This is a genomic window from Citrobacter sp. wls711 (genome assembly GCF_005281055.1).
GTDB lineage: Bacteria > Pseudomonadota > Gammaproteobacteria > Enterobacterales > Enterobacteriaceae > Citrobacter > Citrobacter gillenii.
The window spans coordinates 16,029-41,664 of sequence record NZ_SZXC01000029.1 but is presented as its reverse complement, the minus strand read 5'-3'; the positions used below and the strand labels follow the sequence as shown (position 1 = coordinate 41,664).

Annotated in this window: 18 protein-coding genes; 8 read left to right on the top strand and 10 right to left on the bottom strand. The window is 54.6% G+C overall.

Features of this window, described 5'->3' with window-relative positions; genetic code table 11:
• Window positions 1-11 precede the first annotated feature (11 nt).
• Window positions 12-494 carry an OmpA family protein gene (locus tag FDW98_RS14135; RefSeq protein WP_096756098.1) on the top strand — a complete coding sequence of 161 codons (483 nt, stop codon included), beginning with the start codon at window positions 12-14 and terminating at the stop codon, window positions 492-494.
• Between the two features lie 4 nt (window positions 495-498).
• Here FDW98_RS14135 and FDW98_RS14130 read toward each other — a convergent pair whose 3' ends face one another.
• The 7 genes from FDW98_RS14130 to ffh form a co-directional block, all read right to left on the bottom strand.
• On the bottom strand, window positions 499-1,860 hold the full coding sequence (locus FDW98_RS14130) for a PepSY domain-containing protein (protein ID WP_096756097.1): 1,362 nt from the start codon (window positions 1,858-1,860) through the stop codon (window positions 499-501).
• A gap of 63 nt (window positions 1,861-1,923) precedes the next feature.
• Window positions 1,924-2,328, bottom strand: a complete 405-nt coding sequence (locus FDW98_RS14125; protein ID WP_226794659.1) for a DUF2946 domain-containing protein — start codon at window positions 2,326-2,328, stop codon at window positions 1,924-1,926.
• Window positions 2,329-2,469: 141 nt separating this feature from the next.
• Window positions 2,470-2,817 carry a 50S ribosomal protein L19 gene (gene rplS / locus FDW98_RS14120; protein WP_002914145.1) on the bottom strand — a complete coding sequence of 116 codons (348 nt, stop codon included), beginning with the start codon at window positions 2,815-2,817 and terminating at the stop codon, window positions 2,470-2,472.
• A 152-nt stretch (window positions 2,818-2,969) separates the two neighbouring features.
• Complete coding sequence (gene trmD, locus FDW98_RS14115) at window positions 2,970-3,749, bottom strand: tRNA (guanosine(37)-N1)-methyltransferase TrmD (RefSeq protein WP_096756096.1); 780 nt, start codon at window positions 3,747-3,749, stop codon at window positions 2,970-2,972.
• A 44-nt stretch (window positions 3,750-3,793) separates the two neighbouring features.
• Window positions 3,794-4,342 carry a ribosome maturation factor RimM gene (rimM, locus tag FDW98_RS14110; RefSeq protein WP_096756095.1) on the bottom strand — a complete coding sequence of 183 codons (549 nt, stop codon included), beginning with the start codon at window positions 4,340-4,342 and terminating at the stop codon, window positions 3,794-3,796.
• A gap of 18 nt (window positions 4,343-4,360) precedes the next feature.
• Window positions 4,361-4,609, bottom strand: a complete 249-nt coding sequence (rpsP, locus tag FDW98_RS14105) for a 30S ribosomal protein S16 (RefSeq protein WP_003031228.1) — start codon at window positions 4,607-4,609, stop codon at window positions 4,361-4,363.
• Between the two features lie 251 nt (window positions 4,610-4,860).
• A complete protein-coding gene (gene ffh, locus FDW98_RS14100) occupies window positions 4,861-6,222 on the bottom strand; it encodes a signal recognition particle protein (RefSeq protein ID WP_096756094.1) in 1,362 nt (453 codons plus the stop codon).
• A 165-nt stretch (window positions 6,223-6,387) separates the two neighbouring features.
• Between ffh and FDW98_RS14090 the strand changes: the two genes are divergently transcribed.
• Both FDW98_RS14090 and FDW98_RS14085 read left to right on the top strand, forming a co-directional pair.
• The gene (locus FDW98_RS14090) at window positions 6,388-7,179 is read left to right on the top strand and encodes an inner membrane protein YpjD (protein ID WP_096756093.1); all 792 of its coding nucleotides are present in this window, start codon (window positions 6,388-6,390) and stop codon (window positions 7,177-7,179) included.
• An 18-nt stretch (window positions 7,180-7,197) separates the two neighbouring features.
• Window positions 7,198-8,490, top strand: a complete 1,293-nt coding sequence (locus tag FDW98_RS14085) for an HlyC/CorC family transporter (protein ID WP_135911576.1) — start codon at window positions 7,198-7,200, stop codon at window positions 8,488-8,490.
• A gap of 49 nt (window positions 8,491-8,539) precedes the next feature.
• On the opposite strand, the gene grpE is transcribed toward FDW98_RS14085, so the two are convergent.
• Complete coding sequence (grpE, locus tag FDW98_RS14080; protein ID WP_096756092.1) at window positions 8,540-9,133, bottom strand: nucleotide exchange factor GrpE; 594 nt, start codon at window positions 9,131-9,133, stop codon at window positions 8,540-8,542.
• A 121-nt stretch (window positions 9,134-9,254) separates the two neighbouring features.
• Between grpE and nadK the strand changes: the two genes are divergently transcribed.
• The 3 genes from nadK (at window position 9,255) to bamE (ending at window position 12,374) form a co-directional block, all read left to right on the top strand.
• Entirely contained in the window at window positions 9,255-10,133 is an 879-nt protein-coding gene (nadK, locus tag FDW98_RS14075; RefSeq protein WP_096756091.1) for an NAD(+) kinase, read from the top strand.
• An 85-nt stretch (window positions 10,134-10,218) separates the two neighbouring features.
• Window positions 10,219-11,880: a DNA repair protein RecN gene (recN, locus tag FDW98_RS14070; RefSeq protein ID WP_096756090.1), complete on the top strand. Its 1,662-nt coding sequence runs from the start codon at window positions 10,219-10,221 to the stop codon at window positions 11,878-11,880.
• A 149-nt stretch (window positions 11,881-12,029) separates the two neighbouring features.
• Window positions 12,030-12,374: an outer membrane protein assembly factor BamE gene (bamE, locus tag FDW98_RS14065; protein WP_096756089.1), complete on the top strand. Its 345-nt coding sequence runs from the start codon at window positions 12,030-12,032 to the stop codon at window positions 12,372-12,374.
• 54 nt (window positions 12,375-12,428) lie between these two features.
• Here the strand turns inward: bamE and FDW98_RS14060 are convergent, their stop codons facing one another.
• Together FDW98_RS14060 and ratA are read right to left on the bottom strand one after the other, a co-directional pair.
• The gene (locus FDW98_RS14060; protein WP_217439082.1) at window positions 12,429-12,707 is read right to left on the bottom strand and encodes an RnfH family protein; all 279 of its coding nucleotides are present in this window, start codon (window positions 12,705-12,707) and stop codon (window positions 12,429-12,431) included.
• A 1-nt stretch (window position 12,708) separates the two neighbouring features.
• Window positions 12,709-13,152: a type II toxin-antitoxin system toxin RatA gene (gene ratA, locus FDW98_RS14055; protein ID WP_096756088.1), complete on the bottom strand. Its 444-nt coding sequence runs from the start codon at window positions 13,150-13,152 to the stop codon at window positions 12,709-12,711.
• Window positions 13,153-13,306: 154 nt separating this feature from the next.
• Between ratA and smpB the strand changes: the two genes are divergently transcribed.
• Both smpB and FDW98_RS14045 read left to right on the top strand, forming a co-directional pair.
• Entirely contained in the window at window positions 13,307-13,789 is a 483-nt protein-coding gene (smpB, locus tag FDW98_RS14050; RefSeq protein WP_096759347.1) for an SsrA-binding protein SmpB, read from the top strand.
• Window positions 13,790-14,370: 581 nt separating this feature from the next.
• Window positions 14,371-25,569, top strand: coding sequence for a BapA/Bap/LapF family large adhesin (locus FDW98_RS14045; protein ID WP_096756087.1), 11,199 nt, complete (start codon window positions 14,371-14,373; stop codon window positions 25,567-25,569).
• Window positions 25,570-25,636 lie beyond the last annotated feature (67 nt).

Genomic DNA, 25,636 nt, shown 5'->3' with positions numbered 1-25,636 from the left:
GAATTACACACATGCTGAAACGTCTATTATCGCCATTTATTCTTATCATACTGATTCTGGCTGGCTGTCAGGCCCCTCAGGGTAAATTCACCCCTGAGCAAGTTGCAGCCATGAAATCATACGGCTTTACCGAAGCATCAGGCGACTGGTCGCTGGGTCTGTCTGATACCATTTTGTTTGATAAAAATGACTATAAGCTGCGTCCTGAAAGTGAAAAACAGATCCAGGAAATGGCAGCTAAACTGGCGGCTACCGGCCTGAATCATGCGCGTCTGGATGGTCACACCGATAACTACGGCGAAGACAGCTATAACGAAGCACTGTCGCTTAAGCGAGCTAACGTCGTGGCAGATGCCTGGGCTCAGGGTGCCAACATCCCACGCACCAATCTGACAACTCAGGGATTAGGCAAAAAATACCCGATTGCCAGTAACCAGAGCTCAAAAGGCCGTGCCGAAAACCGCCGCGTTGCGGTCGTCATCAGCACGCCTTAATGTCTTACTCGGCTGACTGCGCCAACAGATTTTGCGACATTTTGTACCAGCGCAGCCAGTCAATCATCATAAACAGCAGCAGGCTTACGCCCGCTACCGGCATCGCCATCCCCAGCACGCCAGCCACTACCAGCACCGCACATCGCCCCTTCCCGTTGAGCATCAGCCAACACTGCACCAGCGTTTGTGCCGGATTCACCGCCGGTCCGGCGGGTCGGCGTATCCACCATAGCCGATAGCCCAGCACGATCATCAGGCACAGGCCTACACCAAAGACGATCAGCAGCCCCTGATTGAGTACGCCAAACAGAATCCCCATATGGAAATCAACGCCCCAACGCGTCAATTTCGCCATCAGTGGGAAATCGACAAAGCGCGTCTGGTCAATAATCCGCATCGTGGTTGTATCAACAGACACCGCATCCACCTGGGTTGGCCAGCGGCGGTCAATCTCGGTGACGGTCCAGCCATGCTGCGCATCTTTCGCCGGGCGGATCTCCAGCTTCCTGGCATCAATCCCCGCCGCCTGCGCCGTGCGTAATACCGCATCAAAAAGCCCGCCGTCAACCACGCTTGCCGATGGCATTACCATGCCAGCGTGATGTCCGGCATGCTCATCATGAATTTGCTGGACGCCATCGAGCTGTGTATTTACCTGCGGCGTCAGCCAGCCAAAGGCTGCCCGCATGCTATCCACATTGCCCCCTGCCCATTGCGACCAGGTTAAACCGGTTGCGGAAAAAAGTAACATCCCGCCTAGCAGAATCCAGCCCAGCGTAACGTGCAGACGACGGTTTTTTTGCAGTCGATTATTCAGACGACGCCTGGGTCGAGTGAAAAACCAAAGCACAATACCGCCCAGAGCCGCTACCCACATCCAGGACGCCGCCAGTTCGCTATAAAGCCGCCCAATATCCCCCAACAGCAAGGAACGGTGCGCATAGTCGATCCACTGGCGCAGAGGTAAGATCCCGCTGGTGCCATAGACAGTCATATCGCCTGTTACCGTAAGCGCAACCGGGTCGATAAAAATCGCCCGATGTTCAGACGGGGCCAGTACAGGGTCTGCAAACATTACCCGGGTCGCCTCTCCTGGCTCAAGCGCAGGGCGTACTGCATACACCGGCAAATGATTGCCGACGACCTGCTGCGCGAGCGCAATTTGAGCAGCCAGCGATTGTGGTTCTCCCTGTTCGGTTCCCTGTAGCGCCTCAGAGTAAAGCGCCTCTTCCAGTTGCGGTGTGGCAACGTAGAGCGTACCGGTCAGTGCCGCGACAAAAATAAAGGGACCCACGAACAGGCCGATAGAGAAATGAAGGCGTCGCAGCAGGGTTACCCATGCCGCACGCGGGGTGCAGGTGGTCATACTTTTCCTTAGAAAAAGCCAAAGAGCGTCATCACGCTAACGCGTACAGACGTATTTTTAGGATCAGGAAAAAGCAGACCGGTACGGTGGTGCACGGGTATTGGGATACAGCCAGGGGAAGTAGAGCCAGAACGTCAGCGTAGGATGTAGTGGCGTTTTTTTCTGTAGCCGCAGCACGCCGCACAACAGAATAACCAGAGTCAGTATCAGCCCGGGGACGTGCGCCAGCAGCACACAGTAGCCGCATGCTTCGCCGTGATCGACGGGCATCGTCATCGAGGCGCCGTCACCATGTTGTTCAGCATGTTCCACCATCATGCCCATATCATGATGCATGCCCGGCATCGCATTCATAGGATCGTGTTGCAAAGAAACAGAGATAAGCGGCGCAATGACGATCAGCAGGATCGCAAACAACGCGAACCATGCCGCGCAGCGCTGATGACCAAACCGAAAAATTGCACCAATAACCACTGCCCCTCCAATAACGACAGGGCATTGTAAATGATTTATGAATTAATAGTTAATGATGTGAGTTTTATGGCGATAAAAAAAGGGGCCAGCCTTATTGGCCAGCCCCTTCTGACAGGATGTCGCCTGAGCGATATCTTAGTTAAGACGCTCTTTGATACGAGCAGACTTACCAGTGCGCTCACGCAGGTAGTACAGTTTAGCTTTACGAACAGCACCACGACGTTTAACAGCAATGCTGTCAACTACCGGAGAGTGAGTCTGGAAGACACGCTCAACGCCTTCGCCGTTGGAGATTTTACGAACAGTGAATGCAGAGTGCAGACCGCGGTTACGAATAGCGATAACCACGCCCTCGAATGCCTGCAGACGTTTTTTGGAACCTTCAACAACCCATACTTTCACTTCCACGGTATCACCCGGACGGAAGGAAGGTACGTCCTGCTTCATCTGTTCTTGTTCAAGTTGCTTAATAATGTTGCTCATAATTTAATCTCTTATCCTGGGTAAACTGATATTAGGGGCTTACGCCTTCCCATCATGTTTATACACTTCGCTCTTCAGACTGCCTCATCGTTAGCCGCCTTCATTCACCTCAGTCACTTACTTTTGTAAGCTCCTGAGGATTCATTCAGTTGCTACCTTGATGCTTCCTGAATGCTCTCGTGTATATGTTGCTGTTGTGCGTGTTCCTTTTTGAACTCCGCCAGCAACCTTGCTTGCTCTTCAGTCAGAGCCAGGTTTTCCAGAAGTTCAGGTCTTCTAAGCCAGGTACGGCCCAGCGACTGCTTCAAACGCCAGCGACGTATCTCAGCGTGGTTCCCCGACAGCAAAACTGCCGGTACTTCCATCTGCTCTAACACTTCAGGTCGGGTATAGTGCGGGCAGTCCAGCAACCCATCGGCAAAGGAATCCTCCGTTGCCGATGCTTCATGACCCAGTACCCCCGGAATAAACCGGGAGACGGAATCAATCAGCGTCATCGCTGCTAATTCTCCACCGCTGAGAACGTAATCGCCGATTGACCATTCTTCATCAATTTCGGTTTGAATTACGCGCTCATCTACGCCTTCATAGCGACCACACACCAGAATCAGCTTTTGATTCGTTGCCAGTTCGCTCACGCCCGCTTGATCAAGCTTGCGTCCCTGAGGTGACAGATAAATCACCTTCGCGCCTTCACCTGCCGCGTCTTTTGCTGCATGAATGGCATCCCGTAAAGGTTGCACCATCATTAACATCCCCGGTCCGCCGCCGTAAGGACGATCGTCCACGGTACGGTGCCGGTCATGAGCAAAGTCACGAGGACTCCAGCTCTGGATGTTCAGCAGGCCATTTTTTACTGCCCGGCCAGTTACCCCGTAATCGGTAATTGCGCGGAACATTTCTGGAAACAGGCTAACGATACCTATAAACACAAGCCAATCCCCATAACGCCGACTTTTACCGTTTATCCGGTGGTTTAAAAACCAGGATCCCAATCTACTTCGATAGTACGAGTAGTGAGATCGACTTTCTTGATAACCTGCCCATCGAGGAACGGTACTAAACGTTCCTTGATACCAAACGCATCTTTCAGGTTTGCCTTGATGACGATGACGTCATTCGATCCGGTTTCCATCATATCGACGACTTTACCGAGTTCGTAGCCTTCAGTGGTCACTACCTGGCAACCCATAAGGTCTTTCCAGTAGTAAGTGCCATCATCCAGCGCTGGCAACTGCGAGGAATCTACGACAATTTCACAATTCGTCAGTACATTCGCCGCATCCCGATCCTCAATACCTTTCAGCTTGATGATCAGATCCTGATTGTGGTGCTTCCAGCTTTCCAGCTGTACTTGCTGCCACTGACCCGCCTTCTGGATAAACCAGGGCTGATAGTCAAAAATGCTTTCGGCGTCTTCAGTGGAAGAAAACACTCTGAGCCAACCACGGATACCGTAAGGAGACCCCATTTTCCCCAGAACTATGGGTTCTACGGGCGCCTGTGCGGCGAGTTGCTTGCTCATCATGACCACCGTGACAGATTAAGCTGCTTTGTTTGCTGCTTTGATCAGCGTAGCTACGCGATCAGAAATAGTCGCGCCCTGGCCAACCCAGTGAGCGATGCGATCCAGATCCAGGCGAGTGCCTTCTTCTTTTTCGCTAGCGATTGGGTTAAAGAAGCCAACGCGCTCGATGAAGCGACCGTTGCGTGCATTACGGCTGTCAGTAACAACAACCTGGTAGAACGGACGCTTTTTAGCGCCGTGACGTGCTAAACGAATAGTAACCATAACATCCTCTTGTGTGAATAAAACACCGGGCCCCATCGAGGGAAGGGACCCGGTGTCATATTAAAAGCCCGAAAATTTTACTGATTTCTGAGAAAAAAGCAATCAACATGTGATGAAGCTTGATACCAGGGCGTTACCGTTGCAGCCAGTTTGGCGTCGGCGTGCGCGCAGAAAGCGGAGCGTACACGCAGTACGTGAGCATTTCGAGCACACTCCGGCGTCAAAATGGCAAATAAGGTAGCCCGATATATTTATCTACCAGGGAATCCTGGCGGCATCATGCCCTTCATATTGCGCATCATCTTGGCCATCCCACCCTTCTTCATTTTCTTCATCATGCGCTGCATGTCGTCGAACTGTTTCAGAAGGCGGTTAACGTCCTGTACCTGCATACCGCAGCCCTGAGCGATACGGCGCTTACGCGAACCTTTGATGATTTCCGGCTTGGCACGTTCTTTCAACGTCATCGAATTGATGATCGCTTCCATACGCACCAGCACTTTGTCATCCATCTGCGATTTCACGTTGTCAGGGATCTGACCCATGCCCGGCAGCTTGCCCATCAGGCTTGCCATGCCGCCCATGTTTTTCATCTGATTAAGCTGTTCTAAGAAGTCGTTCAGGTCAAAACCATCGCCCTTCTTCAGCTTGGTCGCCAACTTCTCAGCCTGCGCGCGGTCAACCTTGCTTTCGATATCTTCGATCAGCGACAGTACGTCGCCCATGCCGAGGATACGCGAAGCAATCCTGTCCGGATGGAATGGCTCCAGCGCTTCGGTTTTCTCGCCAACACCGAGGAACTTAATCGGCTTACCAGTGATATGACGAATAGAGAGTGCGGCACCGCCGCGGGCGTCACCGTCGACTTTCGTCAGCACGACACCGGTTAACGGCAGCGCTTCGTTGAAGGCTTTTGCGGTATTCGCGGCATCCTGACCGGTCATGGCATCGACAACAAACAGCGTTTCTACCGGATTGATAGACGCGTGGACCTGTTTGATTTCGTCCATCATCGCTTCGTCAACGTGCAGACGACCAGCGGTATCCACCAGCAGCACGTCGTAGAATTTCAGCTTCGCCTCTTTCAGCGCAGCGTTAACGATATCGACCGGCTTTTGGCCGACGTCAGACGGGAAGAAGTCGACTTCAACCTGCTCAGCCAGCGTTTCCAGCTGTTTGATCGCCGCCGGGCGATAAACGTCGGCAGAGACGACCAGCACTTTCTTCTTGTGCTTCTCGCGCAGGAACTTACCCAGTTTCGCCACGCTGGTCGTTTTACCGGCACCCTGCAGACCCGCCATCAGCACTACGGCCGGTGGCTGAGCGGCCAGATTCAGGGTCTGGTTCTCTTCGCCCATCGCCGCAACCAGTTCACTGCGAACGATTTTGACGAATTCCTGACCCGGGGTCAGGCTTTTGTTAACTTCATGACCAACCGCTTTCTCTTTTACGCGATTGATAAACTCACGCACTACCGGCAGCGCAACGTCAGCTTCCAGCAGCGCCATGCGCACTTCGCGCAGCGTTTCTTTAACGTTGTCTTCAGTAAGGCGTCCACGGCCACTGATATTGCGCAGCGTGCGCGACAAACGATCGGTTAAATTATCAAACATTGTCTCTCGCCTGGGGTGGAAACGGTCGGTCGCTTGCACGACACATCAACAGAATTTTGTCGCAGTATAACATGAAGCCGCCTTTGTTGTTATGCAACGGTTGGAGCAGCGGTCACGTAACGCTATACTGCTTTTCTTTATCACTGGTCAACTGTCGACACCTATATGCCCGTTTTTGCTTTGTTCGCCCTTGTCGCCTATTCCGTCAGCCTTGCGCTGATCGTTCCCGCTCTGCTGCAAAAAAACAGCGGCTGGCGGCGTATGGCTATCCTTTCTGCGGTTATCGCGCTGGTGTGCCACGCTTTTGCCCTGGAAGCACGTATTTTGCCCGGTGGCGAGAATGGACAAAACCTGAGCCTGCTGAACGTCGGTTCTCTGGTTAGCCTGATGATCTGTACGGTAATGACCATTGTGGCCTCGCGCAATCGCGGCTGGCTGCTGCTGCCGATCGTGTATGCGTTTGCATTAATCAATCTGGCCTGCGCCACGTTTATGCCCAACGAGTACATCACCCACCTTGAAGCCACTCCGGGCATGATGATCCACATCGGGCTCTCGTTGTTGTCCTATGCCACGCTGATCATTGCCGCCCTGTACGCACTGCAGCTGGCGTGGATCGATTATCAGCTGAAAAACAAAAAACTGGCGTTCAACAATGAAATGCCGCCGCTGATGAGCATTGAACGAAAAATGTTTCACATCACTCAGATAGGCGTGGTTCTGCTGACGCTGACCCTGTGCACTGGCCTGTTTTACATGCACAACCTGTTCAGTACCGAAAATATTGATAAAGCCGTGCTCTCTATCGTGGCATGGTTTGTCTATATCGTTCTGCTGTGGGGGCATTATCATGAGGGCTGGCGCGGACGTCGTGTCGTCTGGTTTAACGTCGCAGGTGCAGGCATTCTGACACTGGCCTATTTCGGTAGTCGCATACTGCAACAGCTTGTGAGTTAAGTCTTTAAGGAACCCTACGTGGAACACATCTCCACCACCACGCTCATTGTTACGCTTCTCATCATGGTGGTTATTTCAGCCTATTTTTCCGGTTCCGAAACCGGAATGATGACCCTGAACCGCTACCGCCTGCGCCACCGGGCCAAGCAGGGTAATCGTCAGGCAAAGCGCGTTGAAAAACTCCTGCGCAAGCCGGACCGCCTGATAAGCCTGGTGCTCATCGGCAATAACCTGGTCAACATTCTCGCCTCCGCGCTTGGCACCATCGTCGGTATGCGTCTGTATGGCGATGCGGGCGTAGCGATAGCCACCGGGGTGCTGACCTTTGTGGTGCTGGTTTTTGCTGAAGTACTGCCAAAAACCATCGCCGCGCTGTATCCCGAAAAAGTCGCCTATCCCAGCAGTTTCTTACTGGCACCACTCCAAATTCTGATGATGCCGCTGGTGTGGTTACTGAACACCATTACCCGTCTGCTGATGCGTATGATGGGCATCAAAACGGATATCGTGATAAGCAGTTCCCTGAGTAAAGACGAACTGCGAACGCTGGTGAATGAATCGCGCTCGCAAATCTCGCGCCGTAATCAGGATATGCTGCTGTCGGTGTTGGATCTGGAAAAAATCAGCGTCGACGACATCATGGTGCCGAGAAACGAAATCATCGGGATTGATATCAACGACGACTGGAAATCAATCGTGCGTCAACTGTCGCACTCCCCGCACGGCCGCATTGTGCTTTACCGCGACTCGCTGGACGATACCATTAGTATGCTGCGCGTACGCGAAGCCTGGCGCCTGATGGCAGAGAAAAAAGAATTCACCAAAGAGACCATGCTGCGCGCCGCTGATGAGATCTATTACGTCCCGGAAGGCACGCCGCTCAGCACCCAGCTAATCAAATTTCAGCGCAACAAAAAGAAAGTCGGCCTGGTGGTTAACGAATATGGCGACGTTCAGGGCCTGGTGACGGTCGAAGATATCCTGGAAGAGATTGTCGGCGACTTCACCACCTCCATGTCACCTACGCTTGCCGAGGAAGTCACCCCGCAAAATGACGGTTCAGTGATAATTGACGGCAGCGCCAACGTGCGCGAAATCAACAAAGCCTTTAACTGGCACCTGCCGGAAGACGATGCGCGAACCGTAAACGGGATTATTCTTGAAGCGCTGGAAGAGATCCCGGTGGCCGGTACGCGGGTGCGCATTGGCCAGTACGATATCGATATTCTCGACGTACAGGATAATATGATTAAACAGGTGCAGGTCTTGCCGGTAAAACCGCTGCGGGAGAGCGTGGCGGACCAGGGATGATAATATCGCGGCGGGTAACGCATCTGCATTACCCGCCGCGACAGGCTGATTAGCCCTTGGCTTTCGCCACAGACACCATCGCCGCGCGGATGGTACGTCCGTTCAGGGTATAACCTTTCTGCATTACCATCAGTACGTTACCGGCCGCAACGTCGTCAGACTCAACCATGGCAATCGCCTGATGCACGTTCGGGTCCATCGGCACATCGATATCCGCAACCACCTGCACGCCAAACTTCGCCACCACATCCAGCATCGATTTACGGGTCAGTTCGATACCCTCGATCATCGCCGACATGGCATCGTTGTCTTTGTCCGCTACTTCCAGCGCACGGTCCAGGCTATCGAGCACCGGCAGCAGTTCGTTAACGAATTTTTCCAGCGCGAACTTATGCGCCTTTTCTACGTCCAGTTCGGTACGACGACGCAGGTTTTCCATTTCAGCTTTCATGCGCAACACGCTGTCACGCTCGCGCGTTTCGGCTTCAGTAAGCTGAGCTTCCAGATTCGCAATTTTTTCATCGCGCGGATCCACCTGCTCAGCAGAAGCGTCTGGTTCAACCGCCTCAACTTCTTCGTGCTGATCCATGATAATTTCTTCCGGGGCTTGCCCCTCAGGCGTTTTCTGTTCTTTACTACTCATGAATTTCTCCGCGTTTTTTCGCATTCATCTCGCTAACTTGGCTTATTATGGGGATAAGATTCAGGGATTCAAGGGAAGTACTCACATTGTCACTCATCTTCGCTACAAGGACCTCGAGAAAATGAATAAACATTTCAAGTGTATTGGCATTGTGGGGCATCCACGCCACCCCACTGCACTGACCACACATGAAATGCTTTACCGCTGGCTGTGCACAAAAGGGTATCAGGTTATCGTGGAGCAACAAATCGCCCGCGAACTGCAGCTGAAAAATGTGCAAACCGGCACGCTGGCAGAAATTGGTCAGCAGGCGGACCTCGCGGTAGTGGTGGGCGGAGATGGCAACATGCTCGGTGCTGCGCGCACTCTGGCACGCTATGACATTAAGGTCATCGGGATCAACCGTGGCAACCTGGGCTTTCTCACCGACCTTGACCCGGACAATGCCCATCAGCAGTTAGCCGATGTGCTGGAAGGCCACTACATCAGTGAAAAGCGCTTTTTACTTGAAGCTCAGGTGTGCCAGCAAGATTGCCAGAAGCGTATCAGTACCGCGATCAATGAAGTGGTGCTGCACCCGGGTAAAGTCGCGCACATGATTGAATTTGAAGTCTATATTGATGAGGTCTTTGCGTTTTCCCAGCGTTCAGACGGACTGATTATTTCCACGCCAACCGGTTCTACTGCCTACTCGCTCTCTGCCGGCGGCCCAATCCTGACGCCTTCTCTGGATGCCATTACGCTAGTACCAATGTTCCCGCACACGCTCTCAGCGCGACCGCTGGTGATCAACAGTAGCAGCACCATTCGCCTGCGCTTCTCACACCGCCGTAGCGATCTTGAAATTAGCTGCGACAGCCAGATTGCCCTGCCTATACAGGAAGGTGAAGACGTGTTGATTCGCCGCTGTGATTATCATTTAAACCTGATTCACCCTAAAGACTACAGCTATTTCAATACATTAAGCACCAAGCTCGGCTGGTCAAAAAAATTATTTTAATTTACCCCCAGCCTCTTTACTGTATAAAAAACCAGTTTATACTGTATGTAATTACAGTCATGGTTTTTCATACAGGAAAACAGCTATGTTGGCACAACTGACCATCAGCAATTTTGCTATCGTTCGTGAACTTGAGATCGATTTTCAGAGCGGAATGACCGTCATCACCGGTGAGACCGGGGCGGGTAAGTCCATTGCCATTGATGCCCTCGGTTTGTGCCTTGGCGGACGTGCCGATGCCGACATGGTGCGCGCTGGCGCTACGCGTGCCGATTTGTGTGCCCGCTTCTCCCTGAAGGACACGCCAGCAGCGCTGCAATGGCTCGAAGAAAACCAGCTTGAAGAAGGCCGTGAATGCTTGCTACGCCGCGTTATCAGTAGCGATGGGCGTTCCCGTGGCTTTATCAACGGCACCGCGGTACCGTTGTCGCAGCTTCGCGAGCTCGGCCAGTTGTTAATTCAAATCCACGGCCAGCACGCGCATCAACTGCTGACGAAATCTGAACACCAAAAATCCCTGCTGGACGGCTATGCCAATGAATCGTCCCTTATTCAGGAAATGGCGGCGCGCTATCAGCTGTGGCATCAGAGCTGCCGCGACCTGGCGCATCATCAGCAGCAAAGCCAGGAACGCGCTGCCCGGGCAGAGCTGTTGCAGTACCAGTTGAAAGAGCTAAACGAATTTAACCCGCAGGCGGGTGAGTTTGAGCAGATCGATGAAGAGTACAAGCGCCTGGCTAACAGCGGGCAGTTGCTCACCACCAGCCAACAGGCGCTGGCTATCATGGCAGATGGCGAAGACGCTAATCTGCAAAGCCAGCTGTACACGGCAAAGCAGTTGGTCTGCGAACTGGCGGGTATGGACAATAAGCTTTCCGGTATTCTGGACATGCTTGAAGAGGCAACCATTCAACTCAGCGAAGCCAGCGACGAGCTGCGCCACTATTGTGACCGGCTGGATCTGGACCCTAACCGGTTATTCGAGCTTGAGCAGCGCATCGCAAAACAAATTTCTCTGGCGCGCAAACACCATGTCGCACCTGAAGCGCTCCCGCAGTTCTATCAGTCCCTGCTGGATGAACAGCAGCAACTTGACGATCAGGCGGACTCACTCGAAACCCTCACCCTTGCGGTGAACACTCATCACAAGCTGGCACTGGAAACAGCAATGACGCTGCATCACCAGCGGCAGCACTATGCTCAGGAGTTAGGGCAACTCATTACAGAGAGCATGCACGCACTTTCTATGCCGCACGGACTCTTTTGCATTGAGGTGAAGTTTGATGAACACCATCTGAGTGTAGACGGTGCCGATCGCATTGAATTTAAGGTCACCACCAACCCGGGCCAGCCGTTACAGCCTATTGCTAAAGTCGCATCCGGCGGGGAGCTGTCGCGTATTGCGCTGGCAATCCAGGTGATCACCGCGCGTAAAATGGAAACCCCGGCGCTGATTTTCGATGAGGTTGACGTCGGTATTAGCGGTCCAACAGCCGCGGTCGTCGGCAAACTACTGCGCCAGCTCGGTGAATCCACGCAGGTTATGTGCGTCACGCACCTGCCGCAGGTTGCCGGTTGCGGACATCAACACTTCTACGTCAGCAAAGAAACCGACGGCGCGATGACCGAAACACATATGCAACCACTGGATAAACGCGCGCGCCTGCAGGAGCTCGCCCGCTTACTTGGCGGTAGCGAAGTGACGCGCAATACCCTCGCAAATGCAAAAGAACTGCTGGCAGCATAAACTTTTTTCTCTTGTAACGGTCTGAGTTCAACATAAAATCGCCGTCCGACCCGACAGCAAAAGGTTTTAAAGTGGTGAAAGGTCTATTATCATCGGCATATTACATATGAGCCGCGTACTGCTCGGGCCCGAAAAGGAATCAAATCACTATGCGCTGTAAAACGCTGACTGCTGCTGCAGCAGTACTACTGATGTTGACCGCAGGCTGTTCCACTCTGGAGCGAGTGGTTTACCGTCCTGACATCAACCAGGGAAACTATCTGACCGCTAACGATGTGTCCAAAGTTCGTGTCGGTATGACGCAACAGCAGGTTGCTTATGCTCTGGGTACACCGATGATGTCCGATCCTTTTGGCACCAACACCTGGTTCTATGTGTTCCGTCAGCAACCAGGACACGAAGGCGTAACGCAGCAAACGCTGACGCTGACCTTTAACAGCAATGGCGTGTTGACCAATATTGATAACAAGCCCTCATTGACCGGTAATCAATAAGTAGGTCTTCAGATAGCAAAAAAGGTGCTCGCTGAGCACCTTTTTTATTACCTGCTATTTGTTGGCAGACTTCTCCGCCCGCTTCCTGCGCAACTCTTTTGGATCGGCAATCAATGGCCGGTAAATTTCTACCCGATCCCCATCATGCACAGCATCAGCAAGTTTTACCGGGCGGCTGTAGATCCCCACTTTGTTTTTACTGAGGTCGATATCAGGGCGCAATTCCAGTAATCCAGACGCGCGAATGGCCTCTTCAACCGTCGCGCCCTCTTGCAGCGTCACGCGCTGTAAATATTGCTTTTCGGGTAGCGCATACGCTACTTCGACGACCATTTTAGCCGACACTGACACTGTAAACCTCTTTCGCACGCACCGTGAAGGCTTGCACCATGTTCGACGCCAGCTCTTTAAAGATACGGCCAAACGCCAGCTCAATGAGCTTGTTAGTGAACTCAAAATCAAGCTGAAACTCAATACGGCACGCTTCATGACTGAGCGGCGTAAACTTCCACCCGCCAATGAGTTTTTTGAAGGGGCCATCGACCAGATGCATCAGAATGCTCTGGTTATTAGTCAACTGGTTGCGCGTGGTGAACGTTTTGCTGATCCCTGCTTTAGACACATCCACCGCTGCCGTCATCTGTCCAGGAGTCGACTCCAGTACGCGGCTTCCGGTGCAACCCGGTAAAAACTGGGGATAGGATTTCACATCATTCACTAGCTGATACATCTGTTCCGCACTGTAAGGTACTAAAGCGGTCCGGCTAATCTGAGGCATAACAATTTCCATCTATATCAATCGAGCAAATAATACCATTTATCATCCGCTAAAAAAAACGCTATAGCCCAACTCGTGCTAAGATAGCGCCTTGCGCCCCGCTGGATGAAATGGGGTGTTTTTCGATTCCAGATTACCTATACTGAGCGGCATTATGACGAAGAAAAAAGCACACAAACCTGGCTCAGCCACAATCGCGCTTAACAAGCGCGCACGACACGAATACTTTATTGAAGAAGAGTTCGAAGCGGGACTCGCTCTGCAAGGCTGGGAAGTCAAATCCCTGCGCGCGGGTAAAGCCAACATCAGCGACAGCTATGTCATTCTTAAAGACGGTGAAGCTTACCTGTTTGGCGCCAACTTTATCCCGATGGCAGTTGCCTCAACGCACGTGGTCTGCGATCCCACTCGTACCCGTAAACTGCTGTTAAACCAGCGCGAGCTCGATTCGCTGTACGGCCGAATGAACCGCGAAGGTTACACCGTCGTGGCGCTGTCTCTGTACTGGAAAAACGCCTGGTGCAAAGTGAAAATTGGCGTCGCTAAAGGTAAGAAACAGCACGATAAACGTTCCGATGTGAAAGAGCGTGAGTGGCAGGTGGATAAAGCACGTATTATGAAAAATGCTGGCAGATAACACCTTTGTTTTGTGACCAGTCTCTCATTATGGGACTGGTCCTTATTATTTAGTTATTGAACCCCCCTCAATACATTCACCACACTTATAATTCAATACTGCTGGATCGTTCAAATATCAAGTAAATCACCGTGTTATTTCATGATGTCTGTAGTCCAATAAAAATAAAACTTCAAGAATTTCCTCCATCTATTTCACTTCGTTTTAATAACATTATTATCACTGATGTTTATCATAAAACCATGCCGCACGCTAAAAACAAATCACTTAAAATACAATAACATAATAAAACACATATATTTTGTGTGGCGTTTTACACTAACCCACCTGAAATATCGCTGTATATTTTTAACAGGCAAACGTTGCGGAATACTTTCTTTCTGACTATATCATCTAATACGAAAGAACTATTCAACGCCGAGGCCAATTTTTATTTACTAACCAAACAGACATCTCTGTGACCTAATCAATGAAACTACATGTGTAAATTCATCTTCACGATGAACGGGGCACCTGTCTGCTCATTTTCCCAGAACGCTGTTGCGGATTAATTCCCCCGGCAAGCCATCAGGAGTGAACATATGCGTCATCTCGCCGTTGTATCAAAGTTGACTGGTGTATCTACGAATGTTGAAGCCTCTGAAGTGACGCTCAGTACACCGTCCATCGTGAAATTATCCGTTTCGCGTGAAGACATCAGCCAGCTGACCCGTATTAACCAGGATCTGGTGGTCACACTCCGCTCAGGTGACGTAATTACGATTAAAAACTTCTATGTCGCAAACGGCAGTGATAAAAGCCAACTCGTTCTCGAAGACAGCAACGGTGCACTGTGGTGGGTTCAGGATACTGATGGCGCATTCCACTTCCAGCATCTGGACGATCTCACACCGCTGATGGCGGCTGAAGGCAGTCATGACGGTGGCGCAGTCTGGCCCTGGGTTCTCGGCGGCGTGGCGGCGGCGGGCGGAATTGCCCTCGCGGCGGGTGGTGGCGGTGGAGGTGGTGGCGGCGGTGGTGATAATCCCGGGAACGGGAATGGAAACGGGAATAATCCGGGAAACGGCAACGGTAATAACCCTGGAGGTGGAAATGGCGATGGCGACGGTGGAACCCCACCAACAACGCCAGCGCTCCCCGGCGTTCCCGTCATCACCAGCGTAGTCGATAACCAGGAGCTGATTACTGGCATTGTCAATCAACAGGAGTCCACCAACGACAATACCCCTACGCTTCAAGGGGCGGGAACGGCGAATACCACGTTGCATATTTTCGATAATGGCAAAGAGATTGGCCAGGTCACCATCGATGCCAGCGGTAACTGGTCATTTACACCATCTCCCCCTCTCGCGGATGGTACCCACCAGTTTACAGTCAGCGCGTCGAACAGCGCGGGCAGCAGCAGAATGTCGGACAGTTGGGTCATTATCGTCGATACCCTTGCCCCCGATGCACCTGCTCTCTCTCAGGAACTCGATGATGTCGGATCCATTCAAGGTTTTATCGCCAGTAACGCCGTGATCGACGATGACACGCCGACGCTCTCCGGTATCGGTGTTGCTGGCAATTTCATCAGCGTCTACGACAACGGTATCCTGATTGGCATGACGCAGGTTGATGAGAACGGTAACTGGACATTCACACCGGATACGCCGTTGAGCGAAGGCGTTCACAATCTGACGCTGACGCAAACCGACCCTGCAGGTAACGTGAGTGCAGAAACCACCGTGCCCACCTTCACTGTCGATATCACCCCGCCTCCGGCGGCAGCGATTACCAACGTCACCCCGGAAGGGACAACGGTCACCGGCAGCGCAGAGCCAGGCAGCACGGTCAGTATTATCGGCAGTAATAATCTGCTGCTGGGTTCGGCCGTTGTAGGCCAGGACGGCACTTTCAGCATCGCGATTTCACCGTCGCAGACCCACGGTGAATCACTTACCGCAAAAATTCATGACGAAGCGGGCAACGTCGGGCCAGACACCCCATTCAACGCTCAGAACTCAGGCTATCCTGGCGTACCGGTTATCGTCAGCGTGATGGATGACGTCGCCCCGTCAACCGGGCCGTTGAGCAATAATCAGGCGACTAACGATAACAAGCCCACGCTTTCCGGTACCGCTGACGCCAACAGCACGGTGAATATTTACGACAACGGCGTAGCGGTCGACAGCGTACAGGCTGACAGCAACGGCAACTGGAGCTGGACATCAAGCTCACCGCTGGATGATGGCCCGAACGCCTTTACCGTCACCGCAACCAACCAGTCGGGTACCGGGGGAGTGTCGACCGCATTCAACATTAATATTGATACTCTGCCGCCGTCTGCGCCTGACGATCTCAGCGTCTCGGCAGATGGCGCTGTCGTGACCGGGAAAACCGAGCCCGGCAATACCGTGGTGATCACCGACAGTAAAAATACCCCCATTGGCAGCGGCGTCGCCGGGCCGGATGGTTCATTTACCATTACCATCAAACCGCCGCAGACCAATGGCGAAACGCTTACAGCCATCTCGACCGATCCCGCAGGAAACTCAAGTCCGCCAGAAACGGCAGTTGCGCCGGACATCACCGCCCCACAACCGCCCACAAACCTGGTGATTAATGGCGCGGGCAACGAGGTCACCGGCAAGGCCGAGCCTGACAGTACGGTCAATATTCTGGATCCACGCGGCAATATCATTGGCACAACGACAGCCACTGCAGATGGGGACTTCACCGCAGCGCTGGTACCGCCGCAGACGAATGGTGAGATCCTGACGGCAAACGCGACCGATGCAGCAGGTAACAAAGGGGGCAATGCCTCCGTCACCGCGCCGGATACCACGGCACCGGATGCACCGACAGATGTTATCGTCGCTGGAAATGGAGGGTCGGTGAGCGGCCACGCCGAGGCCGGAAGTACCGTCACCGTCAAAGACAGCGATGGTCATATTATTGGCAAGGGCCAGGCGGACAGCGGCGGCAACTTCACCGTGTCAATCGCACCGGCGCAAATCAACAGTGAGACGGTTACCGTCACCGCCACGGACGGCAAAGGCAACGAAAGTCTGCCAACTTCAGCAATAGCACCAGATCTCACTGCACCCGAACAGCCGATTATTATCGCCGTCACAGACGATGTTGCGGATTACACTGGCCGCATTGATGACAATGGATTGACCAACGACGATAAACCCAAAATTGAAGGCACTGCCGAGGCCAACTCTCAGGTTAAGATTTACGATAACGGTAACCTGCTCGCGACCGTCACCGCCGATCTCAACGGCAACTGGAGCTATACCCCCACCACCGCGCTGGCGCAGGGTGCGCACGTCTTTACGGTGACGGCTACCGATGCTGCCAGTAACACCAGCAGTGCCACCAGCTGGAAAATCATTGTCGACAGTATCGCCCCCACCGTACCGGCCATTACGCTTATCAACGATGACGTCGGCAGCATCGCCGGCAACGTCGCGAACAACGGGGTCACCAATGACAAAACCCCCACGTTCTCAGGGACCGGTGAACCCGGCTCGCTGGTGACGCTGTATGATAATGGCCTGCAGATGAGGGTAATTCTTATCGACAGAACAGGCACCTGGAGCCATAGCGTGCCAGCCAATGAGGCCCTTAGCGAAGGCACCCACCGTTTTACGCTGACCGCAACGGATGCCGCCGGTAACGTCGTCACCGCCCCCCCTGTCATCATAACGGTCGACACCAAAGCACCCGATGCCCCCATTATTTCGAGCGCCACGGACGACGTAGGCAGTTTGCAAAGCGACCTGGCCAATGGCGGACGTTCAGACGATACCCTGCCGCTGCTGAAAGGCACCGGAGTCGCAGATTCCACGATCACAATTTACGATGGGGCTACCCCCATAGGCACTGCCACAGTGACGCCGGAAGGAAGCTGGAGTTTTCAGGTCACTCAACCGCTGAGTGAGGGTCCACACGCGCTGTCAGCTATTGCGACAGATAAAGCGGGTAACGCCAGCAGTGTCGGTAATTTCACGCTGACGATTGATACCACCCCGCCAGCCGCCCCTGTTATCACCTCGGCGGAAGGACTTATTGGCAGTGAGACAAAACCGCTGGCTAACGGCGGGAGCACCAAAAGCGACAACCCCAAGCTGTCAGGCACCGGTGAACCGGGCGCGACAATTACCGTTTTTGATAATGACGTCCGTCTGGGTACGGCCACCGTGCAGCCAAACGGCACCTGGACCTTTACTCCAACGTTGCTTACAGACGGTCCACACAAATTCACCGTCACAGCGACGGACGTGGCTGGCAACACGGGGATCCCGTCCGCCGGCTTTACGCTGACGGTAGATAACCTGCCGCCCGCGAAGCCAGAGCCGCCAACCATAACCGATGACGTCAATCCGATAACCGGCATTATCACTAACGGCATCACCAACGATACCACGCCAACCTTCAGCGGAACCGGGAGTGCCGGAGATGTTATCGCCATCTATCTTGACGGCAGAACCGAACCGCTGGGCACGGCGACGGTCGGGGCGGATGGCACCTGGAGCTTTACGCCAACCGACCCGATTAATCCGGACAGCTATCAGGTCACCCTTACCGCCACCGATCCGGCGGGCAACGTCAGCCCGCGTTCGGATGCCGTCACCCTGGGCATCGATACGACGCCGTCCGCGCCGCCGGTTATCACCGCGGTTAATGATGACGTCGGCGATGTCAGAGGCGATCTCGCCGCCGACGCGGTAACGGATGACACCACGCCGACCATCCGCGGAACCGGCTCCAACGGTGACATCATCACCCTGTACAATGGCAGTACGGTAATTGGCACGGCTACCGTTGCAGGCGGCGTCTGGAGTATCACGCCCAACCCGGCGCTGACCAACGGCAGCTACACGCTGACCGCCATCGCCACCGATGCGGCAGGAAATGCCAGCGACGCCTCAAACAGCGTCTCGTTTACGGTGAACAGCACCCCACTAATCGTGACCAGTATTGAGGACGATCACGGTGTCATCACCGGGTTATTGAGTACCGGTAGCGCAACGGACGATAGCTCTCCGGCTATCAGTGGAACCGGTATTGCTGGCAGTACCGTTTACATCTATAGCAATGGGCTACCTGATGCCATCGCGTTCGTTCAGGTCGGTGTCGACGGCTCATGGAGCATAAATGTACCGCTTAATGAAGGTGGAAATACGCTCACTTTTGTTGCCAAAGACAGCAACGGAAACAGTATTTCCATTGCATCCCCCATCACGCTAAATCTTGATACTCAGGCCCCAAATGCACCATTAATTACACTCATTGACGCAGATGGAACGCGCGTCAGCGGAACAGCTGAACCCGGTAGTACCGTTATTATTTCAAGTGGGTCGACGATATTAGGCAGCGCAACTGCCAATGCTTTAACGGGACAATTTACCGTTACTCTTTCTCCGGCACAGACATCAGGGGCGTCGCTGACCGCTATCGCACAGGACCCCGCCGGAAATCAAAGCGATGAAACGTCATTTTTAGCATCGAACTCAGGACAGCCAATTCCGCCAACGCTGGAAATTGTGGACGACGTCGCCCCAGTCATGGGCGTGATTGGCAGTGGTAAAACTACCAATGACACCTTACCGCTGCTGCAAGGAACCGCCACTCCGGGGGCTACGGTAAACATTTACCAAAATGGGACCCTACTCGACACAGTGACCGCCGACGCCACCTCCGGCGCATGGAGCTATCAACTGTCCACGCCACTGACAAACGGTACCGCGTATAACTTCACCGTGTCGCAAACGGTAGGTGGTGCAGAGAGCGGTCAATCACCTAATTACACCATCACTATCGATACCGTCCCCCCGCTGGCTCCGACCATCGCCAGCATTATTGACGATGTCACGCCCGGTACGGGCACGTTAGACAAAGGACAACTTACCAACGATTCCCGACCAACCTTTAACGGTACCGGCGAACCAGGCGCAACCATCACTCTCTACGATGGCAACGGTGTCTATGCCACTACCACCGTCAACAGCAGCGGATTCTGGAGCTATACCCCAACCAATGCCCTGGGCGAAGGCCCGCATGACTTCACCGTGCGCGCGACGGATGCCGCAGGCAACCAGGGCGCTGCCTCCGACAGTTTCCGCATTATTGTCGATACCTTAGTCCCGGACGCGCCGTCCATTGTGACGGTGAAGGACAACGTCGGCACGGACCAGATGCTCACCTCCGGGCAGTCGACCAACGACAACACCCCAACACTGGAAGGCGTGACCGAGGCGAATTCGGTCGTCACTATTCTTGATAAAGGGACGGTAATCGGCACCACCACCAGCGACGCAGACGGCAACTGGAGCTTTACACCTGCCCCAGCGCTCGGTGAAGGCAATCACGCGCTAACCGCTACCGTCACCGATGGCGCGGGCAACATCAGCCCGGCAACGCCGCCGTTCCTGCTGGTTGTCGATACACTGCCGCCAGCCGCGCCAATCATCACCTCGGTGATTGACGACCAACCGGGAAATACCTCACTGACGAACGGGCAACTGACTAACGACGCACTGCCAACGCTGAACGGCAAAGGGGAAGCCGGAGCGACTATCACGATAAAAGATAAGGGCGTCGAATTAGGTACCGCGCGGGTAGATGAATCCGGCAACTGGACCTTCACACCAGAAAACGCGCTGGGTCAGGGGCAGCATGTCTTCACCGCGACAGCCACAGACCAAGCCGGTAATACGGGTGGAGCCTCCTCCGCCTTTACCCTTGAACTGGATTCCGTTGCCCCACAGGCACCGGTCATCAGTAACGTACAGGACAACACGGCCCCTACCACCGGGCCAATAGGTAACGGTCAGACGACCAACGAAACCCGTCCAGCGCTGAGTGGAACGGGTGAAATCGGCGTAACGATTACTATCCTGAGCGACGGTTTGCCCATTGGCACCACCACCGTCGGTGCAGGCGGCACCTGGAGCTTTACGCCAACGGACGCTCTGAGTAACGGTCCGCATACGCTGACCGCCACAGCCACCGACAGCGCGGGCAATACCAGCCCGGCCTCCAGCGGCTTTACGTTCACGGTTGATACGGTATCACCGAACACGCCGGTTATTACCCAGGTCAGCGATGATGTCGGTCCACTGACCGGAAATCTGAACAACGGTCAGGCGACAAACGATGCGCGCCCTACCCTTAACGGTACGGCAGAGGCCAATTCGACGGTCAAAATCTATGACAACGGCACGCTTATCGACACGGTTTCTGCAGACGGAAGCGGCGTATGGAATTTTACACCGGGGAGTGCGCTGGGTAACGGCAATCACGTGTTGACGGTGACATCCACCGACGCGGCCGGCAACGTCAGCGTGTCGTCTGCCGGGTTTGCCCTGATTGTGGATACCGTCGCCCCGCTGGCACCCACCATTATCCAGGCCTTTGATGACGTACAACCGGGCACCGGCACGCTGTCGAGCGGTGCCTGGACCAACGATACCCGCCCCGTGCTGAGCGGTTCTGCGGAGGCCAACGCCCGGATTGCCATTTACGACAACGGCACGCTGCTAACGACAGTTACCGCAACAATAGACGGTACCTGGGAGTTTCTGTCCACTACGCTGGGTAACGGCCAGCATGTCTTTACCGCCATCGCCACGGATGCGGCCGGAAACGTCGGCCCGGCGTCAAGCGGATTTATTCTCAACGTTGATACCGTTGCGCCATCAACACCGATCCTGACCTCGGTGGTGGATGACATCACTGGCGGCGTGTTTAATGCCGCACTGAGCAACGGGCAACTGACCAATGACGCCCGCCCTACGCTTAACGGTACCGCCGAAGCGGGCAGCACCGTCAATATTTATGACGGCAGCACGCTGCTCGGCACTGCTCTCGTGCAAAGTAACAACAGCTGGTCGTTTACCCCAACGACACCGTTGGGGAATGGTTCGCACACCTTTACCGTCACCGCCACCGACCCTGCAGGTAACACCAGCGGTGCAACGGCGGGCTTTACGATTAACGTGGACACCATCGCCCCCACACTGCCGTCGATTAGCAGCATTGTTGATGATGTCGGCCCCAATACCGGGTCGATTGGCAACAACCCGCCCACCAATGACGCGCTCCCCACGTTAAACGGCACCTCGGAAGCCAATGCCCGGATCGATATTTATGACAACGGCAACTTTGTCACCAGCGTAACGGCGGATGGCAGCGGCAACTGGAACTACACCCCGTCTACCGCACTGGGTCAGGGCCCCCATTCATTTACTATTACCGCAACGGACAGCGCGGGCAATACCAGCGGCATGTCGGCTGCCGCGTCGATTGTGGTCGATACCGTCGCTCCAGGTATTCCCACCGCTCTTGCGGTGAACGCCAACGGTACTGTGCTGACCGGCGTTGCGGAAGCCAACAGCACGGTGATCGTCACGACAAGCAGCGGCACCGTGCTCGGCACCGCCACGGCCAACGCCGCCGGCAACTTCACCTTTACCCTCAACCCGCCGCAGATCAGCGGACAAACGCTGCTGGTTAGCGCGCAGGATGCCGCCGGGAATACCGGCACGCCTGGCAATGCGCTGGCCCCGTTTACCGGGGTGCCACCCGCGCCGGTTATTTCCAGCGTTTTTGATGACATTGGTACGGTCACCGGCAACGTCGCCGCAGGCAAAACCACCAACGACACCCGTCCGATGCTCAGCGGCACGGCACAGGCTAACGCCGTCGTCAGCCTGTACAACAACGGAACATTGATGGGCACCACAACCGCGGACGGCAACGGACTGTGGAGCTTTACCCCTTCCGGCGCGCTCAGTGAAGGCAACCACGCGTTTACCGCCAGTGCGGCTAACGCCAACGGTTCCGGCGTATTGTCTGGCGCGTTTAACGTCATTGTCGATACCACGCCACCGCCGCCGCCATCAGTGCTGATCAGCGCCGACGGCGGCACGGTCAGCGGCATCGCCGAAGCAGGCAGTACGGTCACTATCTCCCTGCCCGGCGGCGGCAGCATTACGGCGGTCGCCAACAGCAGTGGGGTCTACAGCATCACCCTGCCGGTACGCCAGATTGAGGGCCAGTCGTTGTCCGCTACTGCGACCGACGCGGCAGGCAACACCTCAACGCCGACCAGCATCCTCGCGCCAGTCTTACCGCTGCTGGCTGAAGACAACGTCACTCGTCTGGCGCTACAAACTGACTTCACGGTCACCAACGAGCACAAAAGCGATTATGGCTTCCTGCTGGTCGGTGCGGTGGATAATGTGCTGAAGGTACTGGGAGACAACACCGCCCTCGTCAACTTCAACATTCAGACCGGCGGCAGCGGCACCATCACCATCAACGCGGCAGCAACCGGCATTGTGCTGTCGCTGCTGAGTACCATGGAGATTGTTATCCAGCGCTTTGACTCCACGCGCAACGCCTGGGTGACGGTGGTCGATACTGGTAAAGCCGATTTTGCCGACCTGCTGACGCTCAGCGCCTCCGGCGTGACGCTCAACTATGGCGGGCTTACCGGTGGGGACTACCGTGTCGTCAGCTACAACACCAGCCTGCTGGCGACAGGGGCCTTCACCAGTCTGGACGTGGCGGTGGTCAAAACCAGCGCCGGAACGATCACCGGTGGCATGACCGAATCTGGCAACATCATTACCGATATCGATCCTACTAACGGGCAGGATAACGCACCTTCCGGCACGCGGGTGACGTCGATTACCGATGGCAACGGCAACGTGGTGAATATTCCTCTGAGCGGGGCTGATGTGCAGGGTAAATACGGCACCCTGCATATTAATCAGGACGGGAGTTATACCTACACCCTTACCAATAAAAACGCCTCGGTATACGGCCGCTCTGAAAGCTTCACCTATACGCTGACGCACGGCAACGACCACTCTTCGGCAAAACTGGTGGTGGCGCTGGGCCAGGGTCCGACGACCAGCACGGTGACGGCGGCAGACGATGTGGCTTCACTGACCTACGGCACCGAGGTCAGCGCGGTCGACCACGGGCCGTCAAAACAAACCGGCTTTACGCTCGCCAGCGTGGGCCTGGGGAATGTGCTGGACGTCAGTCTGGTAAACGGTTTGACCAACCCTATCAAATTCAACGTTGAAGACGGCGCCACCCGCACGCTGACAATTCAGGCCGACGTTCTCGGCGTAACGCTTGGCGGCTTCGATCTGTACGTCTACCGTTTTAATGACGCTATTCAGCAATACGAGCAGTATCGGGTACAACCCAACTGGGTCACGGCAGTATTAGGCGGAAAATCAAAAGATTACACCATCACGCTGCCGGGCGGTGACTACCTGTTCCTGCTGAACGCCGGCGGCGGTCTGGCACTGTTAACCAGCTACACCCTGAATATTCAGGCCGATCACACCTATGCGGTGGACAGTCTGAGTGCCTCAACCAACGGCAATATTCTGGCCAATGATTCCGCACCCGCCGGTACGGTTATCACCGACGTGAACGGCGTCGCAGTCAATTTAACAGGCACAACCCGTATTGAGGGACAGTACGGCACACTCACTATCGATGCGAAGGGGAACTACAGCTACACGCTGAAAAGCGGACTGGGCGCGGACAGCATCAATACGCCGGACAGCTTTGTGTACACGGTCAAGGCACCAAACGGCGATACCGGCAGCGCGTCGCTGAACATCAAACCAACCCCGCTGGCGCTGGACGCGGTGAACGACACCAGCAGCCAGATGGCGGTCACGACGTTGCAGGATACGTCTCAGCCCTTTAGTGATACCAGTGTGGGATCGGCCAGTTGGACCACTGTGCTGGGACCCAGCTCGAAAAGTGGTACCGGAACAGTTGAAGTCGCAGCGGGTACAGCGGTGCAAAACGTGGTGCTGCATTTTAACGTGGCATCAGGGCTGACGCTGGGTGGGCTGAACGTAACCTGGGCGCTGTACGACAGCAATGGCGTTAAAGTTGCCGGGGATACCTTCAACGGCGGGCTCCTGATCGGCGGCAATCTTGATATTGCCCTGAACGGACTGGTGCTACATGCCGGGAACTATCGCCTCGACTATACCGGCAACGCTGGTGCGCTGGGGCTAGGCACCATCACTATCACCCCCAGCGTGAAAGGGACAATAGTCGATCTCGATAACTTCGAAACCGCGGGCGTCAATAGCGTCACCGGCAACATCTATGACGGCGACCATATCGCCAGCGTCCATACCCTGCTGACGGTAAACGGCGCGGGCGGCAGTACCGCCACGCTGGATCCGCTGGGCAGCAGCACCGCCAGCGCCACTATCAATGGACTGTACGGCAAACTGACAATGGGTATTGATGGGCATTACACCTATATCCTCAACAGCGATGTCTCACTGGAATCCATCAAGACCAAAGAGACATTCAGCTACACCCTTAACGACCAGAAAGGACATACCGATAGCGCCACGTTGACCATCGATATGAATCCACAGGTGATCAGCACCGCGGAGGCCGATCGGGTTATCGGCAGCGCGTACGGCGATACGCTGATTTACCACCTGCTCAGCGCCAATAATGCAACCGGCGGCAACGGAACCGCGGACACCTGGAGCAACTTCTCGCTGGCGCAGGGTGACAAAATCGATATCGGCGACCTGCTGGTGGGCTGGAACGGGCAGAACGCCACGCTCGGCAATTATCTCACCGTGTCCACCAGCGGTAACAACACCGTGGTGTCCATCGACCGCGACGGTACGGGCGCCACCTATCAATCAACCAGCCTTGTGACACTGGAGAACGTCCACACCACGCTCGATGAGCTGATCCAACAAAATCATATTGTGACCTGACGTGAGCACCAAAACGCCATAACAACAGCCCCGGATGCCACGACGTCCGGGGCAATAACAGCCGTCA

Coding starts and splice junctions, on each gene's coding strand:
- ratA (WP_096756088.1), bottom strand. CDS start 13,152: ATGCCTCAGATTAGCCGGACCGCTTTAGTACCTTACAGTGCGGAACAG.
- FDW98_RS14060 (WP_217439082.1), bottom strand. CDS start 12,707: ATGGTCGTCGAAGTAGCGTATGCGCTACCCGAAAAGCAATATTTACAG.
- rimM (WP_096756095.1), bottom strand. CDS start 4,342: ATGAGCAAGCAACTCGCCGCACAGGCGCCCGTAGAACCCATAGTTCTG.
- nadK (WP_096756091.1), top strand. CDS start 9,255: ATGAATAAACATTTCAAGTGTATTGGCATTGTGGGGCATCCACGCCAC.
- grpE (WP_096756092.1), bottom strand. CDS start 9,133: ATGAGTAGTAAAGAACAGAAAACGCCTGAGGGGCAAGCCCCGGAAGAA.
- smpB (WP_096759347.1), top strand. CDS start 13,307: ATGACGAAGAAAAAAGCACACAAACCTGGCTCAGCCACAATCGCGCTT.
- recN (WP_096756090.1), top strand. CDS start 10,219: ATGTTGGCACAACTGACCATCAGCAATTTTGCTATCGTTCGTGAACTT.
- FDW98_RS14130 (WP_096756097.1), bottom strand. CDS start 1,860: ATGACCACCTGCACCCCGCGTGCGGCATGGGTAACCCTGCTGCGACGC.
- FDW98_RS14090 (WP_096756093.1), top strand. CDS start 6,388: ATGCCCGTTTTTGCTTTGTTCGCCCTTGTCGCCTATTCCGTCAGCCTT.
- FDW98_RS14045 (WP_096756087.1), top strand. CDS start 14,371: ATGCGTCATCTCGCCGTTGTATCAAAGTTGACTGGTGTATCTACGAAT.
- FDW98_RS14135 (WP_096756098.1), top strand. CDS start 12: ATGCTGAAACGTCTATTATCGCCATTTATTCTTATCATACTGATTCTG.
- bamE (WP_096756089.1), top strand. CDS start 12,030: ATGCGCTGTAAAACGCTGACTGCTGCTGCAGCAGTACTACTGATGTTG.
- rpsP (WP_003031228.1), bottom strand. CDS start 4,609: ATGGTTACTATTCGTTTAGCACGTCACGGCGCTAAAAAGCGTCCGTTC.
- rplS (WP_002914145.1), bottom strand. CDS start 2,817: ATGAGCAACATTATTAAGCAACTTGAACAAGAACAGATGAAGCAGGAC.
- ffh (WP_096756094.1), bottom strand. CDS start 6,222: ATGTTTGATAATTTAACCGATCGTTTGTCGCGCACGCTGCGCAATATC.